The organism is Nocardioides halotolerans DSM 19273 (genome assembly GCF_000422805.1).
GTDB lineage: Bacteria > Actinomycetota > Actinomycetes > Propionibacteriales > Nocardioidaceae > Nocardioides > Nocardioides halotolerans.
Genome location: NZ_AUGT01000022.1, coordinates 1 through 14,837, shown reverse-complemented (window position 1 = coordinate 14,837; position 14,837 = coordinate 1). Strand labels below are relative to the sequence as shown.

The 14,837-nt window shown below is 73.2% G+C and carries 16 protein-coding genes; 4 read left to right on the top strand and 12 right to left on the bottom strand.

The window, feature by feature from the left end:
* Positions 1 to 56: 56 nt before the first annotated feature.
* From G514_RS0106220 to G514_RS0106185, 9 genes are all read right to left on the bottom strand, one after another.
* The gene (locus G514_RS0106220; protein ID WP_028651050.1) at positions 57 to 263 is read right to left on the bottom strand and encodes a hypothetical protein; all 207 of its coding nucleotides are present in this window, start codon (positions 261 to 263) and stop codon (positions 57 to 59) included.
* A 136-nt stretch (positions 264 to 399) separates the two neighbouring features.
* The gene (gene mutM, locus G514_RS0106215) at positions 400 to 1,326 is read right to left on the bottom strand and encodes a bifunctional DNA-formamidopyrimidine glycosylase/DNA-(apurinic or apyrimidinic site) lyase (protein WP_028651049.1); all 927 of its coding nucleotides are present in this window, start codon (positions 1,324 to 1,326) and stop codon (positions 400 to 402) included.
* A gap of 21 nt (positions 1,327 to 1,347) precedes the next feature.
* Positions 1,348 to 2,187: a ribonuclease III gene (rnc, locus tag G514_RS0106210; protein ID WP_084151840.1), complete on the bottom strand. Its 840-nt coding sequence runs from the start codon at positions 2,185 to 2,187 to the stop codon at positions 1,348 to 1,350.
* Positions 2,142 to 2,327, bottom strand: coding sequence for a 50S ribosomal protein L32 (gene rpmF / locus G514_RS29725; protein WP_084151829.1), 186 nt, complete (start codon positions 2,325 to 2,327; stop codon positions 2,142 to 2,144). The genes rnc and rpmF overlap by 46 nt, the downstream gene beginning before the upstream one ends.
* 13 nt (positions 2,328 to 2,340) lie before the next feature.
* Entirely contained in the window at positions 2,341 to 2,868 is a 528-nt protein-coding gene (locus tag G514_RS0106205) for a YceD family protein (RefSeq protein ID WP_245582118.1), read from the bottom strand.
* A gap of 139 nt (positions 2,869 to 3,007) precedes the next feature.
* Entirely contained in the window at positions 3,008 to 3,505 is a 498-nt protein-coding gene (gene coaD, locus G514_RS0106200) for a pantetheine-phosphate adenylyltransferase (RefSeq protein WP_028651046.1), read from the bottom strand.
* A 2-nt stretch (positions 3,506 to 3,507) separates the two neighbouring features.
* A complete protein-coding gene (rsmD, locus tag G514_RS0106195) occupies positions 3,508 to 4,119 on the bottom strand; it encodes a 16S rRNA (guanine(966)-N(2))-methyltransferase RsmD (RefSeq protein WP_028651045.1) in 612 nt (203 codons plus the stop codon).
* 20 nt (positions 4,120 to 4,139) lie between these two features.
* Positions 4,140 to 6,404: an ATP-dependent DNA helicase RecG gene (locus tag G514_RS0106190; RefSeq protein ID WP_028651044.1), complete on the bottom strand. Its 2,265-nt coding sequence runs from the start codon at positions 6,402 to 6,404 to the stop codon at positions 4,140 to 4,142.
* A gap of 15 nt (positions 6,405 to 6,419) precedes the next feature.
* Entirely contained in the window at positions 6,420 to 8,060 is a 1,641-nt protein-coding gene (locus G514_RS0106185) for a DAK2 domain-containing protein (protein WP_084151828.1), read from the bottom strand.
* Between the two features lie 148 nt (positions 8,061 to 8,208).
* On the opposite strand from G514_RS0106185, the gene rpmB reads away from it, so the two are divergent.
* Positions 8,209 to 8,394 (top strand): 50S ribosomal protein L28, encoded by a 186-nt coding sequence (gene rpmB / locus G514_RS0106180; protein WP_028651042.1) that lies wholly within the window; start codon positions 8,209 to 8,211, stop codon positions 8,392 to 8,394.
* A gap of 75 nt (positions 8,395 to 8,469) precedes the next feature.
* Here rpmB and G514_RS0106175 read toward each other — a convergent pair whose 3' ends face one another.
* Positions 8,470 to 9,411 (bottom strand): thiamine-phosphate kinase, encoded by a 942-nt coding sequence (locus tag G514_RS0106175; protein ID WP_211222063.1) that lies wholly within the window; start codon positions 9,409 to 9,411, stop codon positions 8,470 to 8,472.
* Positions 9,412 to 9,537: 126 nt separating this feature from the next.
* Here G514_RS0106175 and G514_RS0106170 point away from each other — a divergent pair, with 126 nt between their 5' ends.
* Positions 9,538 to 9,774 (top strand): Lrp/AsnC family transcriptional regulator, encoded by a 237-nt coding sequence (locus G514_RS0106170; RefSeq protein WP_036563840.1) that lies wholly within the window; start codon positions 9,538 to 9,540, stop codon positions 9,772 to 9,774.
* An 85-nt stretch (positions 9,775 to 9,859) separates the two neighbouring features.
* Entirely contained in the window at positions 9,860 to 10,831 is a 972-nt protein-coding gene (locus tag G514_RS0106165) for a D-alanine--D-alanine ligase family protein (RefSeq protein WP_028651039.1), read from the top strand.
* A 193-nt stretch (positions 10,832 to 11,024) separates the two neighbouring features.
* Here G514_RS0106165 and G514_RS0106160 read toward each other — a convergent pair whose 3' ends face one another.
* Positions 11,025 to 12,143: a D-alanine--D-alanine ligase family protein gene (locus tag G514_RS0106160; RefSeq protein ID WP_028651038.1), complete on the bottom strand. Its 1,119-nt coding sequence runs from the start codon at positions 12,141 to 12,143 to the stop codon at positions 11,025 to 11,027.
* A gap of 11 nt (positions 12,144 to 12,154) precedes the next feature.
* Positions 12,155 to 13,528, bottom strand: coding sequence for a UDP-N-acetylmuramoyl-tripeptide--D-alanyl-D-alanine ligase (locus G514_RS0106155; protein WP_028651037.1), 1,374 nt, complete (start codon positions 13,526 to 13,528; stop codon positions 12,155 to 12,157).
* Positions 13,529 to 13,551: 23 nt separating this feature from the next.
* Between G514_RS0106155 and G514_RS0106150 the strand changes: the two genes are divergently transcribed.
* Positions 13,552 to 14,625, top strand: a complete 1,074-nt coding sequence (locus tag G514_RS0106150) for a trans-sulfuration enzyme family protein (RefSeq protein ID WP_036563880.1) — start codon at positions 13,552 to 13,554, stop codon at positions 14,623 to 14,625.
* Positions 14,626 to 14,837: the final 212 nt, after the last annotated feature.

Sequence of the window (14,837 nt, the reverse complement as noted above, 5' to 3'; positions counted from 1 at the left end):
CTCGGCGTTCTACCTGGTTTGCCGGCAGCGCCGGGACCAGAGGGGGTGCCTGGGTGTCAGGCGGGCTGCATCTCCTGCATGCGGGGAGCGGTCTCGACCAGCAGCTCCTCGGCCCGAGCGGCCACGAGCTTGTCGTTCTCCTCGCTGAGCCGGAGCACGAGGGCCTCCAGCTCACGCACCCGCGCGCGCAGCCGACTGTTCTCGGCGGCGAGCCGGGGGTCACGCAGGTCGCTGTTCATGTAGCCGATCAGCGCCTTGGCCATAGATGTATGAACCTTCCGGGATGTGCGTGGAGATTGGTTCGGGGGGGAGGGGGTCCGGATGCCGGACCGACCGTCTTCAAGAGTCCCACTCGCAGCGCTTTCGGTCAATCTGCGAGCGCAGGGACCGAGCCTGCGCTCAGTCGGCCACGATCGGTCTGCTGGCGGTCCGTCGCGGCCGCCGCGGGGCCGGCTGGCAGACCGGGCAGAAGTAGGACGAGCGGTTCATGAACGCCACCCGCCGCACGGGCGTCCCGCACCGGTCGCACGGCTCGCCCTCGCGCCCGTAGGCGTGCAGCGAGCGGTCGAAGTAGCCGGACTCGCCGTTGACGTTGACGTAGAGCGAGTCGAACGACGTGCCGCCCTGCCCGAGCGCCTCGTTCATGACGTCGCGGGCGTGGCCGAGCAGCTCGCGCACCTGCGCCGCCGTGAGCTTCTCCCCCGCCCGCTCGCCGTGCAGCCGCGCCCGCCAGAGCGCCTCGTCGGCGTAGATGTTGCCGACCCCCGAGACGAGGTTCTGGTCGAGCAGCTGGCGCTTGATGCCGGACGCCCGGCGCCGCACCTTGGCGACGAACGCGTCGTCGTCGAACTCGGGGTCGAGCGGGTCGCGCGCGATGTGGGCGATCTCGGGCGGCAGCTCGGCGCCGCCGCCGGAGACCATGAGGCCGCCGAACATCCTCTGGTCGACGAAGCGCAGCTCCTTGTCCTGAGGAGGCGAGGGACGAGCCGTCTCGAAGGGGCGGTCGTCGGCCGCGCCCGCCAGCCCCAGGCGGACGCGCAGGTGCCGCTCGGGCTCGGAGTCGCGCGGCTGCACCAGCAGCTGGCCGCTCATGCCGAGGTGGCCGAGCAGCGCGTCGCCGTTGTCGAGCGGCAGCCAGAAGTACTTGCCGCGGCGCCGGGCGTCCTCGATGCGGCGGCCGGTCAGCGCCGAGGCGAAGCCCTGCGGGCCGCGCGGGTCGCGGCGCACCGGGCGCGGGTGCAGCACCTCGACCGAGGTGATCACGGCGCCGAGCACGTGCCGCGCCAGGCCGGCGCGGACCACCTCGACCTCGGGCAGCTCGGGCATGTCGGCGGGTCGGTCGCTCGGCTAGGAGCCCGAGGACGTGTCGGCCGGGTCGTCCGCCCCGGCCTCGACGGCGGCCGCGTCGACCGCGGCGTCGACGGCGGCGTCGATCGGGTCGCTGATGCCGAGCCGGCCGGCGATCTCGCCGTACGCCGTCTCGGCGGCCGCCTGCTCGGCCTCCTTCTTGGACCGGCCGACGCCGTTGCCGTAGAGCTGGTCCGCGACGCGGACCTGGGCGGTGAAGGTCTTCTGGTGGTCGGGGCCTTCGTCCTGGATGACGTACTCGGGGACGCCGAGGGCGTGCTCGGCGGCGAGCTCCTGGAGCGAGGTCTTCCAGTCGAGGCCCGCACCGAGCGCGGACGCCGCCTCGATCAGGGGGTCGAAGAGCCGGTGCACGACCTCCGCGGAGACCTCGATGCCGCCGCTGAGGTGCACCGCGCCGATCACGGCCTCGACGGTGTCGGAGAGGATCGACGCCTTGTTGCGGCCACCGGTCGTCTCCTCGCCGCGGCCGAGCTTGACGTGCTCGCCGAGCCCGATGCCGCGGCCGACCTCGGCCAGCGCCCGGGCGTTGACGACCGCCGCCCTCAGCTTGGCCAGCCGGCCCTCGGACAGGTCGGGGTGGGTGACGTAGAGGGTCTCGGTGACGACGACGCCGAGGACCGAGTCACCGAGGAACTCCAGCCGCTCGTTGGTCGGCAGCCCGCCGTTCTCGTAGGCGAACGAGCGGTGGGTCAGGGCGCGCTCCAGCAGCTCGGGATCCAGGACCGGATCGCCGAGCGCGGCGCGGAGCTGCGCGTAGTTGGTCAGGGGACCGGTCAGAGAACCTGGCGACGCTCGTTGCGCGCGCCGTACTGGCCGCAGGTGCCGCACGCGCGGTGCGGCAGGTGCTTGGCACCGCAGGCGGGGTTGGCGCAGGTCACCAGCGTCGGCGCGGTGGTCTTCCAGGCCGAGCGACGGTGGCGCGTGTTGCTGCGCGACATCTTCCGCTTCGGGACAGCCATGGTGTTCTCTCTCTCAGTTCTGCTCGGTCTGCGAGTTCTGCTGTGTCAGGTCGGCCAGCGCCGCCCACCGCGGGTCGATCGCCGCGTCGTGTGCATGACCGGGGTCGTCGGCCAGTCGTGCTCCGCACTCGGGGCACAGGCCGGGACAGTCGTCGGTGCACAGCGGCTGGAACGGCAGTGCGAGCACCACCGCGTCCCGCAGCAGCGGCTCCAGGTCGACCAGGTCGTCCTGCAGCATGCTGACCTCGTCGTCCTCCTCGGGGAGGGCGTGGTCCTCGTAGACGTACAGCTCCTGGAACCTCACCTCGATCTCGTCGGAGATCGGTTCCAGGCACCGTGCGCACTCCCCCGTGAGGGCGGCGTGCGCGGTCCCGGTGACCAGCACCCCCTCCATGACCGCCTCGAGGCGCAGGTCGAGCTCGACCGGCGACCCCTCAGGGACCTGAAGGACTTCGATGCCCAGATCTGCCGGCGCGGGCACCGTCCGCGACACCTCGCGCTGGGACCCCGGGCGGCGTCCGAGCTCGCGAGTGTCGAGCACGAGCGGCGCTCTCGGGTCCAAGCTTTTCAGTGTTCACTTCCGGTATCCGGCCAAACAGATCCAATCGAGAATCGTACGCGGGCCGGTGCACTGCGACCAAACCCGGCCCGCCGCGCTCCCGACGCGTGCATCTGCCAGGTCAGCCCGGGCCGGCGGCCTGTCGCGCCGCCAGCCTCTCGGTGAGCGGGCCGAGGACGAAGTCGGGGACCAGCGCGGAGACGTCGCCCCCGTAGGACGCGACCTCCTTGACCAGGCTCGAGGAGACGAAGGCGAGCGAGGAGTCGGTGGCGACGAACACCGTCTCGACACCGGTCAGGTGGGCGTTCATCTGGGCCATGGGCAGCTCGTAGTCGAAGTCCCGGCCCGACCGCAGACCCTTGACGATGGCGGTCGCGCCGACCTCCTGGCAGTAGGCCGTGATCAGCCCGGCGAAGCCCTCGACGCGCACGTTGTCGAGGCCCGCGACGCCCTGCTCGAGCATCGCGAGCCGCTCCTCGGGCGTGAACAGCCGGCTCTTGGAGACGTTGACGCCGACGGCGACGACGACCTCGTCGAAGAGCCCGGCGGCCCGCCGGACGATGTCGAGGTGCCCATGGGTGACCGGGTCGAAGGACCCGGGGCAGACGGCTCGGCGCATCTCTACTCCTCGGTGTCGTCGGGGTCCTCGGGGTCCTCGGGGCCCTCGGGGTCCGCGGCGGCGTGACCGTACCAAAGCGTGGTCTCGCCGTACTTGCGGCTGCGGGTGCCCTCGATGCCGCGCGGCCAGGCCGGCTCGGCGCTGCGCGAGGACCGCTCGACGACGACCATCGCCCCCGGCACCAGCCACCCCTGAGCGGCCAGCAGTCCCAGCTCCGCGCCCACCGAGGCGTCGTCGAGCGGGTACGGCGGGTCGAGGAAGACCACGTCGTAGGGCGCCGAGGGCGGCTTGCCGAGCGTGCCGGCGACCGCCGCGGCGACCACCTCGGCCTTGGGGCAGCCGATGGCGCGGGCGTTGTCGGCGATGAGCCGGGCGGTACGCCGGTCCGACTCGACCAGCGTGACCACACCGGCCCCGCGCGACCACGCCTCGAGGCCGACCGCGCCCGAGCCGGCGTAGAGGTCGAGGAAGCGCAGCCCCTGCAGGGACCCGCACCACGCCTCGATGCTGGAGAACAGCGCCTCGCGCACCCGGTCGGTCGTCGGACGCGTGTGCTGGCCGGAGGGTGCGGTGATCCGCCGCCCTCCCGCGCTGCCCCCGATGATCCTCGTCACGGGTCAGCCGACGCTGCCCACTAGGACTTCTCCATGAAGGCACTCTGCACCGATGCCTCCAGGGACTCCACCGCAGCCCTCAGCCCGGGGTGCCCGGCGAGCGTGTCGTCGGCGTCGAGCAGGGCCTCCGCCGCGCCCCTGGCCTCGATGATCGTGTCCTCGTCGCGGAGGACCCGGAGGTTCTCCAGCGTGGAGCGGTAGCCCGACTGCGAGCGGCCCAGGACGTCGCCCTCGCGACGCTGCTCGAGGTCGACCCGGCTCAGTTCGAACCCGTCGGTCGTGGCAGCGACGGCCTCGAGGCGCGCCCGCGCGTCGCTGCCGACTGGCGCGTGCGAGACCAGGAGGCACAGGCCGGGATGGCCGCCCCGGCCCACCCGGCCCCGGAGCTGGTGGAGCTGGGAGATGCCGAACCGCTCGGCGTCCATCAGCACCATCGTGGTGGCGTTGGCGACGTCGACGCCGACCTCGATGACGGTGGTGGAGACCAGGACGTCGATCTCGCCGGCCGCGAAGGCGCGCATCGTGCCGTCCTTCTCGTCCGGGGTCATCCGGCCGTGCATCTTCGCGACCCGCAGCCCGCTGAGCGGGCCCTCGGCCAGCTCGACGACGACGTCCTCGACGGCGCGCAGCGGCCAGGTCGTCGGCTGCTCGCCCTCCTCGGCGGCGGCGTACTGCCAGAAGTCGGTGTCGACGGCGACCTGCTCGGACTCGTCGCTGGTGATCCGGGGGCAGACGACGTAGGCCTGGTGGCCGTTCTCGACCTCCTCGCGCACCCGCGCCCAGACGCGGTCCATCCACGAGGGAGCCTCGGCAACCGGGACGACGTTGGTCTGGATGGCCGCCCGACCTGCCGGCAGCTCGGTCAGTGTGGAGACCTCGAGGTCGCCGAAGACGGTCATCGCGACGGTGCGCGGGATCGGGGTCGCCGTCATGACCAGGACGTGCGGGGGCGACCCGAGCGCCTTGTCGGTCAGCGCGGCGCGCTGCTCGACGCCGAACCGGTGCTGCTCGTCGACCACGACCAGGCCGAGGTCGAAGAACTGGACCTGGTCCTCGAGCAGCGCGTGGGTGCCGATGACGATGCCGGCCTCGCCGATGGCCAGCCGGGACAGCGGCCCGGTGCGCTGCGTCTTGGTCATCGAGCCGGTGAGCAGCTCGACCCCGACGCCGCCCGTCGCTCCACCCAGCATCGGGCCGTCGCCGAGGTCGCCGAGCAGGGCGGTGATCGACCGGTGGTGCTGCTGGGCCAGCACCTCCGTGGGCGCGAGCAGCGCGGCCTGTCCGCCGGAGTCGACCACCCGCAGCATCGCCCGCAGCGCGACGAGCGTCTTGCCGGAGCCCACCTCGCCCTGGAGGAGCCGGTTCATCGGGTGGGGCTGGGCGAGGTCGTCGTCGATCTGGGCGCCCACCTCGACCTGGCCCGCCGTCAGCTCGAAGGGCAGCCGCTCGTCGAACGCCGCGAGCAGCTCGCCCTGCCCGCCGTCACGCGCGCGCGCCCCCATCGCCCGGATGAACCGCCGCCGCCGGCCGAGGACCAGCTGGGTCACCAGGGCCTCCTCGAACCGGTAGCGCTTCTGGGCGCGGGTGACGTCGGCCCAGGAGTCGGGGGCGTGGATCCGGTCGAGCGCCGTGTGCGCGTCGAGGAGCCCGAACTCGGACCGGACCTGCTCGGGCAGGAGGTCGGGCACGTCGTCGACCATGGTGCGGGCGAAGGTGATCGCCTTCTGGAGGTCCCACGACTCGACGTCCTTGGTCGCGGGGTAGAGCGGGTAGAGCGGGCCGATCGTCTCCAGCGAGAGCGCGGCGAGGTCCTCGCTGGCCTCGCCCTCGGCGCCGAACAGCACCATCTGGGGGTTGGTCAGCTGCCACTCGCCGCGGAACGTGCCGACCTTGCCCATGAAGATGCCGCGCCGCCCCTTGCTCAGGCGCTGCTCGTTGTAGCGGCCGACGTGCGCCTGCTGGGCGAAGAAGGTCATCTGGAGCGACGGCCCCTCGGTGCGGAGGACGACCTCCTGGCGGTAGGCCTGACGGCCCGTGCGCCGGTCGCGGTAGGACCTGCTCGCCGAGCTTGCGATCTCGCCGACCACCGTGAGCAGCTGCCCCTCCTGCAGGTCGGCCAGCGACGACAGCGAGCGCGTCTCGAGGTAGCGGCGAGGGAAGTGGCGCAGCAGGTCGCCGACCGTCTCGAGGCCCAGCCGCTGGGTGATGCCCTCGTGGCGCGCCTGGGCCTTCCTGCCCTTGGCGACACCGAGCACCGACTCGACGGGTGAGTCGAGGCTGATCACCGGACCGCTCCCTTCCTACTCGACGGCGACGAGGAGCGGGTAGCGCTCCTGCCCACCGTCGTACACCACGACGTCGACAGCGGGGTGCTCCTCCTCGAGCCACGCCGCGCACGCCTGCGCCAGAGCACCGTCCGCGTCGTCCTCCCCGGAGACGAGCGTGACCATCTCGCCGCCACCGCCGAGCAGCCGGCCGAGCACGTCGTGGGCGACGTCCGTGAGGTCGTGGCCGACGACGACGAAGTCGCCCCCGATCGCGCCGAGCACGTCGCCGGGCTCACAGGGGCCGGCCATCGTGATGGCCTGCTTGGCCGCCACCGTGACCGCCCCCTGCCGCGCGTGCCGGGCGGTGGCGGTCATCTCGAGGACGTCCTGGTCGAAGGTCCGGCCCGGCTCGTGGACGGCGAGCGCGGCGAGACCCTGCACCTGCGCGGTCGTGGGGATCACCGCGACCCGCATGTCGTGGTCCTTCTCCGCGGTGCTCGCCGCGACGTGGGCCGCGCGGACCGAGTCGCTGTCGTTGGGGAGGACCACGACCTCCTGGGCGCCCGAGCGGACCATCGCGTCGAGCAGCATCCCGGTCGAGGGGCGGTTGCCGGGCCCGCCGCGGACCACGACGGCCCCCGCCTCCTCGAACAGCGCCGCCAGACCGGGGCCGGCCGCCACGGCCACGATGGCCCGGCCGACGCGGGGCCCCGGCTCGCGGGCCGCGACCTGCTCGGCGAAGTGCGTCACCCGCACGCGGTGGGGACGCCCGGCCTCGATGCCGGCCTCGATGGCCGCACCGACGTCGTCGACGTGGACGTGGACGTTCCAGAGCCCCTCGCCGCCGACGACGACCAGGGAGTCACCCAGCCCGCCGAGGGTGCCGCGCAGCACCCCGATGGCCTCGTCAGGCGCGTCGAGGAGGTACATCACCTCGTACGCCGGCCCGCCCGCCACGAGGTCGCCCTCGGCCGGGATGGGCTGGGGGATCCGGCGCCCCGCCTCGACCCGCGGCGGGCGCTTGCCGGTGAGCGCGGTCTCGGCGGCGTCGAGGATCACCACGACGCCGCGGCCGCCGGCGTCGACCACACCGGCGTCGCGGAGCGCCTTCAGCTGCTCGGGTGTCCTGGCCAGCGCCTCGCGGGCCGCTGCCGCGCTCGTGGTCAGCACGTCGCGCGAGCGGACCGTCGGCTCCGCCTCGAGGAGCCTGGCGGCCGCCTCCGAGGCGGCCCGGCAGACCGAGAGCATGGTGCCCTCGACCGGCGTACCGACGGCCGCGTAGCTCGCCGCCGTGGCCTGCCGCAGCGCGTCGACCATGACCGCGCCGTTGCGCTCGTCCCACTGGGCCTCGGCGATGCGCCGCATGATCGCGCGCAGCATCTCGCTGAGGATCACGCCCGAGTTGCCGCGCGCACCCAGCAGGGCCCCGCGCGTGAACGCCTCGAAGAGCCCGGTCCGGTCGGCCCCGCCGCTCGCGGCCTTGTCGCGGACCGCGTCGCGGGCGGCGGCCATCGTGAGGTACATGTTCGTGCCGGTGTCGCCGTCGGGCACCGGGTAGACGTTGAGCGCGTCGATCTCCTCGCGCGCGCCGGCGAGGGCGTCGACCGCGATGTCGATGAAGCCGAGCACGGTCGCGAGCTCGATGCCGCTCCCGACGGTGCCCGGTTCGCTCACGGGGGCGACACTAGAGCCTGCCTGGCGGCCCTGGCCTCAGGACCGGTCCGCGGTTTGGGCGGGAGCGTCCGGGTCGGATATTCTTCTTCGGTTGCCCGCACGCCGGGCACCCACGAACGCATCGCACACCATTCTCCAGGAGCTCATTGTGGCCGCCGTCTGTGACATCTGCGCCAAGAAGCCCGGCTTCGGCAACAACCGGCCGTGGTCGCGCAAGATCACCAAGCGTCGCTTCGACCCCAACATCCAGCGGGTCCGCGCGACCATCAACGGCACGCCGAAGCGCCTCAACGTCTGCACCGGCTGCATCAAGGCCGGGAAGGTGACCCGCTAGACACGCAGCACGTCCCACCAGGCTCGACCGAGGTTCCGACACCTCGGTCGAGCTTTTGCTTTCCTGCGCAGCCGTCTAGAAGTGGGTCCAGCCCGTCTCCCCGTCGTACGCCGCGCCGTCGACGGTGACGCCCTCCCCCGCGCTGACCGCGCCGATGACGCTCCAGCCGTCCGGCACCGCGCCGTCGGGGAACGTCGCCAGCAGCGAGTGGTCCTCGCCGCCGCCGAGGACGAACGAGACCGGGTCGGCGCCGGTGGCCGCGGCCACCGCGTGGAGAGGCTCCGGCACGTCGAGCGCCTCGGTGCGGACGTCGATCGCCACCCCGGAGTCCGCGGCGAGATGGGCGGCGTCGGCGAGCAGCCCGTCGGAGACGTCGATCATCGACGTCGCGCCGGCCTCGGCGGCGGCCGGGCCGGCGTCGTACGGCGGGCTGGGCCGGCGGTAGGCGTCGACGAGCACCCGCGGTGAGCGGAACCCGCGGCTGAGGACGGCCAGACCGCCGGCCGACCACCCCTGCCGACCCACGAGCGCGAGGACGTCACCGGGCCGGGCGCCGGAGCGGAGCACGGGCGACTGGGTGCAGGCCCCGATCACGGTCACGGCGATCACGACCTGGTCGCAGCGGGTCAGGTCGCCGCCCACCACGCTCGCGCCGACGAGGTCGCACTCGGCCGCGAAGCCAGCGGCGAAGTCGAGCGCCCAACGCGCCGGCAGGTCGGTCGGGGCGCCCAGGCCGATGGTCAGCGAGTGCGCCCGGCCGCCCATCGCGTTGATGTCGGAGAGGTTCTGCGCCGCGGCCCGGTGGCCGACGTCGGCGGCCTCCGCCCAGTCGTTGCGGAAGTGCTGACCCTCGATCAGCAGGTCGGTCGAGACCACGACGTGGCCCTGGCGCACGCGCAGCACCGCGGCGTCGTCGCCGGGGCCGACCAGCACCTGCTCGCCCTGGGGGAAGAGCTGCGCCAGCTCGGCGATCAGCCCGAACTCCCCGACGTCACCGAGCGTCGCCTCCGGCGGGATGGGCATGACCTCATTCGAGCAGATCGGCGGGCCCGCGTGTCGATGACGTGCCCTATGACCGGCGAGAGGCTCGCGATAGGTTGGCCCGGTTCCCCACACCCCAGAGCACAGCAGGGAGATCCGCAGATGGTGGTGCAGGCCTACATCCTGATCCAGACCGACGTCGGCAAGGCCGCCGAGGTGGCCACGGCGATCGCCCAGGTCAAGGGCGTCACGATGGCCGAGGACGTCACCGGCCCCTACGACGTCATCGTGCGCGCCGAGGCCCGCAACGTCGACGAGCTCGGCAAGCTGGTGGTCGCGAAGGTGCAGACCCTCGACGGCATCACCCGCACGCTCACCTGTCCGGTGGTCCACATCTGAGGTTCCCGACCGCGTCGTCGAGCGCCCCGCACCACCTCGTGGTGCGGGGCGCTCCGCGTCCCGGCGGTGTGCGAGGCTTGCCGCCATGTCGAGTGCCGAGGAGCTCACCGGCCCGGTCGCGGTCATCGCGGGCGGGCTGAGCCACGAGCGCGACGTCTCCCTCGCCAGCGGCCGCAACCTGGTCCGCGAGCTCGGTGCGCTGGGCGTCGAGGTGCACGCCTACGACTTCGACCGCAACCTGTTGCACACCCTCGAGCGCGACAAGGTGGTCGCCGTGCTCCCGGCGCTGCACGGGCAGTTCGGCGAGGACGGCGAGATCCAGACCCTCCTCGAGCTGATCGGGATGCCGTTCGTGGGCTCCCGCAGCCGCGCGTGCCGCCTCGCCTACGACAAGGCCACCGCCCGCGAGCTGCTGCGGCGCGACGGCATCCCGGTGCCCGACTCCGTCGGGCTGTCGGCACAGACCTTCCGCGACATCGGTGCGGCAGCGCTGATGGAGCACGTCATGCACCGCCTCGGCACCCGCGTGGTGGTCAAGCCCACCCGCGGCGGCTCCGCCCTCGGCGTCGCCGGCGTCGACGGGCTCGCGGCCCTCCCCTCGGCCCTGGTCGGCACCTACGCCTACTGCGAGGACGCCCTCGTCGAGCGGTTCCACGACGGCGTCGACGTCTCGGTGATCGTGCTCGAGACCGACGACGGGCTCACCTCGCTCGAGCCGGTCGCCATCGAGTACGAACGCGGCCACGAGTTCGACTTCTCGGCCCGCTACACCGCCGAGTTCGTCTCCCTCGAGCGGCCCGACCTCCCCGAGCAACAGATCGCCCGCCTCGGCGAGGTCGCCCGCCAGGCCCACCGCACGCTCGGCCTCCGCGACGTCTCCCGCTCCGACTTCATCGTCGGCCCCGACGGCTCCTTCGTCGTCCTCGAGACCGCGATCACCCCCGGCACCACCGAGACCTCGGTGTTCCCCTTCGCCTGCACGCTGAGCGGTACGTCGCTCGGCGAGGTCGCCCGCGACCTGCTGCGCCGGGCGATCGTCGCCGGGCCGCCCGACTAGGACCGACGGCGGTGCCAGCCGAGGCGTGACCTCGACCCCCATGATGGGAGCGAAGCGACCCGGTAGTTCCGAGCGCAGCGAGGCGCCCCGCGATCGGCCTGCGGGCCGTGGCGCCTGCGCCGCAGCGAGCGCCAGCGAGCCAGGCGCCGCGAAGCTGGCGCCACGGACTGGGGGCCGAAGCTCGCGGGGGTATTCAGCGCAGGCCGGTACGGCGTTCGAGAGCCAGCTGGATCAGCTCGTCGACCAGGTCGGGGTAGGGCAAGCCGCTGGCCTCCCACATGCGGGAGTACATCGAGATCGGCGTGAAGCCCGGCATGGTGTTGATCTCGTTGAGCACCACCTGCTCGTCGGGCGTCACGAACACGTCGACCCGGGCGATGCCTTCGGCGGCGATGGCGTCGAAGGCGCGGACGGCGAGGTCGCGCACTCGTTCGGCGACCTCTGGCGGCAGGTCCGCGGGGGCGTCGAGGCGGGCCGGCCCGTCGTCGATGTACTTGGCCTCGAAGTCGTAGAACGGGCGGGCGGCGTGGTCGACGACGATCTCCCCCGGCACGGAGGCCCGCGGCAGGTCGTCCCCTCGGCCGCCGAGCACGGCGCACTCGATCTCGCGGCCCTCGATCCCCTCCTCGACCAGCACCTTGGGGTCGTGGACCTGGGCGTCCTCGATCGCGCGCTCGAGGTCGGCCAGGTCGTCGACCCGGGTGACGCCGAGCGACGACCCGGCGCGGGCCGGCTTGACGAACACCGGCAGCCGCAGCTCCTTGACCTGGGCGAGGACGTCGTCACGGCGGCGCGACCAGTCGCGCGGGGTGATGACGACGTGGGCACCGACGGGGAGGCCGTGGGCGGCGAACACCATCTTCATGAAGTGCTTGTCCATGCCCACGGCGGAGGCGAGCACGCCGGAGCCGACGTAGCGGACGTCCGCGAGCTCGAGCAGGCCCTGCACGGTGCCGTCCTCGCCGAAGGGGCCGTGCAGCACCGGGAACACCACGTCGACCTGACCGAGCACCGCCGGCACCGAGCCGGGCTCGAGCACCTGGAGCTGGGGCCCGTCCGTCGACGAGGAGAGCATGACCTCGGAGCCGGACGCCGCGGTCACCTCCGGCAGCCGGTCGGAGCGCAGCTCCCACGCGGCCGGGTCGTCGGAGGCGACGACCCACCGGCCGTCGCGGGTGATGCCGACCGGCACCACGTCGTACTTGTCGCGGTCGATCGCCTTGAGCACACCGGCCGCGCTGGCGGCCGAGATCGCGTGCTCGCCGGAGCGCCCACCGAACAGCAGCGCCACGCGGACCTTGCGCTGACTCATGGGGTACGACCCTACTGAAGCGCGGCGGCCACCTCGTCGAGGCGCGCTCCGCGGGACGCCTTGACGAGAACTGCGTCACCCTCGCCCAGCTGCTCGCGGAGCCAGGTGACCGCCGCGGCGTTGTCGTCGACGAAGGCGCACGACCCACCGGCGTCGACGCCGCCGTCGTGGATGCCGCGGGCGCCGGCGCCCACCACGAGGAGCTGGTCGACGTGCTCGGCGGCGTACGCACCGAGCTCGCGGTGGCTCGACCCGCTGTCGGCGCCGAGCTCGAGCATCTCCCCCAGCACCGCGACCGTACGGCGCACGGCGGGGTCGGCACCGATCGAGGCGAGCGCGTCGATGGCCGCCCGCATCGACTCGGGGTTGGCGTTGTAGGAGTCGTTGAGCAGCACGACACCGCTGTCGAGCTCGGAGAGCTCCATCCGCCACTTCGAGAGGGACGTGACGCCGGCCAGCGCAGCGGTCACCTGCTCCATGGTCATCCCCGCGGCGAGCGCGGCCGCGGTGGCCGCCGCGGCGTTCATCGCCTGGTGCGCGCCAACGAGCTGCAGCGTCACCTCGGCGCCCTCCCCGCCCGCCACCAGGGTGAACGACGGCCGGCCGAGCCGGTCGAGCGTGAGGCCCTCGAGCCGGACCTCGGCCTCCGGGGCGGTCCCGAAGGTCTGCACCCGCCCGGGCGCCAGCTCCGCCATCGCGACGACCCGCTCGTCGTCGGCGTTGAGCACGGCGACACCATCCGGTCGCAGCGCCGCGACCAGCTCGCCCTTGGCCTCGGCGATCGCCTCGCGCGAGCCGAACTCGCCGAGGTGGGCCGTGCCGACGTTGAGCACGATCGAGATGTCGGGCGCGACGACGTCGGTGAGCGCGGTGAGGTGCCCGCGCCCGCGGGCGCCCATCTCCAGGACGAGGAACCGCGTGCCGGGCTCCACCCGCAGCGCGGTCAACGGCATGCCGAGCTCGTTGTTGAACGACCCGAAGGTGGCCACCGTCGGCCCCGCCTCGGCGAGCACGGCGGCCAGCAGGTCCTTGGTCGACGTCTTGCCCTGCGACCCCGTCAGCGCGAGCACCGTCAGTCCCTGGTCGCGCACCTGCGCCACGACGTGGGCGGCGAGCCGCTGGAGCGCAGCCTGCGGGTCGTCGACCACGACCGTCGGCAGCTCGGTGGCCCGGGTGCCGAGGACGGCGACGGCGCCGCGCCCGGCCGCCTGGCCGGCGTGCTCGTGCCCGTCGACGTGCTCACCGACGAAGGCGACGAAGAGGCTGCCCGGACCGGCCTCGCGGCCGTCGATCACCACCGGCCCCGTCACCACGACGCCCTCGGCCTCGCCGTCGACCCGGCCGCCGACGATCTCGGCGACGTCCTCGAGCGGCAGCGCGATCACCCGGCCACCCTAGGGTGGACGACATGGCCGAGCCGCTCCGACCCGCGACCACCGCCGTCCACGCCGGCCGCCCGCCGCACGAGCCCGACCAGCCGCTGAACGGGCCGATCACGATGGCGTCGACGTACGTCGCGGGCGGCGACCTCGAGTACGGCCGCTACGGCAACCCGACGTGGACCGCGTTCGAGGACGCGCTGGGGGCCCTAGAGGGCGGGCGCTGCCTGGCCTACGCCTCGGGCATGGCCGCGGTCACCAGCCTCCTCGACCTGGTCGCGCTCGGCGACAAGGTGGTCGTGCCGCGGCACTCCTACAACGGCACGCTGGTCTCGCTCGGCGACCTCGAGCTGCGCGGCCGGCTCAGCACCACGCTCGTCGACCTCACCGACACCGACGCCGTGGTCGCGGCGTGCGAGGACGCAGCGCTGGTGTGGTTCGAGTCGCCCACCAACCCCGCCCTCGAGGTGGCGGACGCTCCCGCGATCATCGCGGCCGCGCACGACGCCGGCGCCCGGGTGGTCGTCGACAACACGTTCCTCACGCCGCTGCTGCAGAAGCCGCTCGACCTCGGCGCCGACCTGGTGCTGCACTCCGCGACGAAGTACCTCGCCGGCCACAGCGACGTCCAGCTCGGGGCGGTCGTCACGCGCGACGAGGAGCTCGCGACCGTCCTCAAGGGCCGGCGCGACGTGCAGGGGAACACGCCGGGACCGTTCGAGGCCTGGCTCGCGCTGCGCGGGCTGCGGACCCTGCACCTGCGGGTCGAGCGCGCGCAGGCGAACGCCGCCGAGCTCGCCCGTCGGCTCGCCGACCACCCGCTCCTCACCGAGGTCCGCTACCCCGGCCTGGGCGGGATGGTCTCGATCGTGCTGCCCACCGCCGACCAGGCCGACCTGCTGGTCCGCTCGACGGCCCTGTGGGTGCACGCCACCAGCCTCGGCGGCGTCGAATCGTCGTTCGAGCGGCGTCGGCGCTGGAAGTCCGAGCCCGCGACCATCCCCGAGGGGCTGGTGCGGCTCTCCGTCGGCGTCGAGGACGTCGAGGACCTCTGGGCCGACCTCAGTCAGGCGCTGGACGGCGTCGCGCGTCCCAGTGGTTGAGGAGGTCGCGCAGCGACCCTCGCCGTCGGTGGTTGGGGAGGTCGCGCAGCGACCGTCTCGAAACCTCGTACGCCGGGGCTGGGACGCAACCGACCTCGGTCCAGCGGGTGCCACCGCTGCGGAGGTCTCGACAAGCTCGACCAGCGGTGGGCGGGCCGAGTGCCCTCCCTGCGGAGGTTTCGCGACAGGCGCTAGCGACCCTCGTCGTCGGT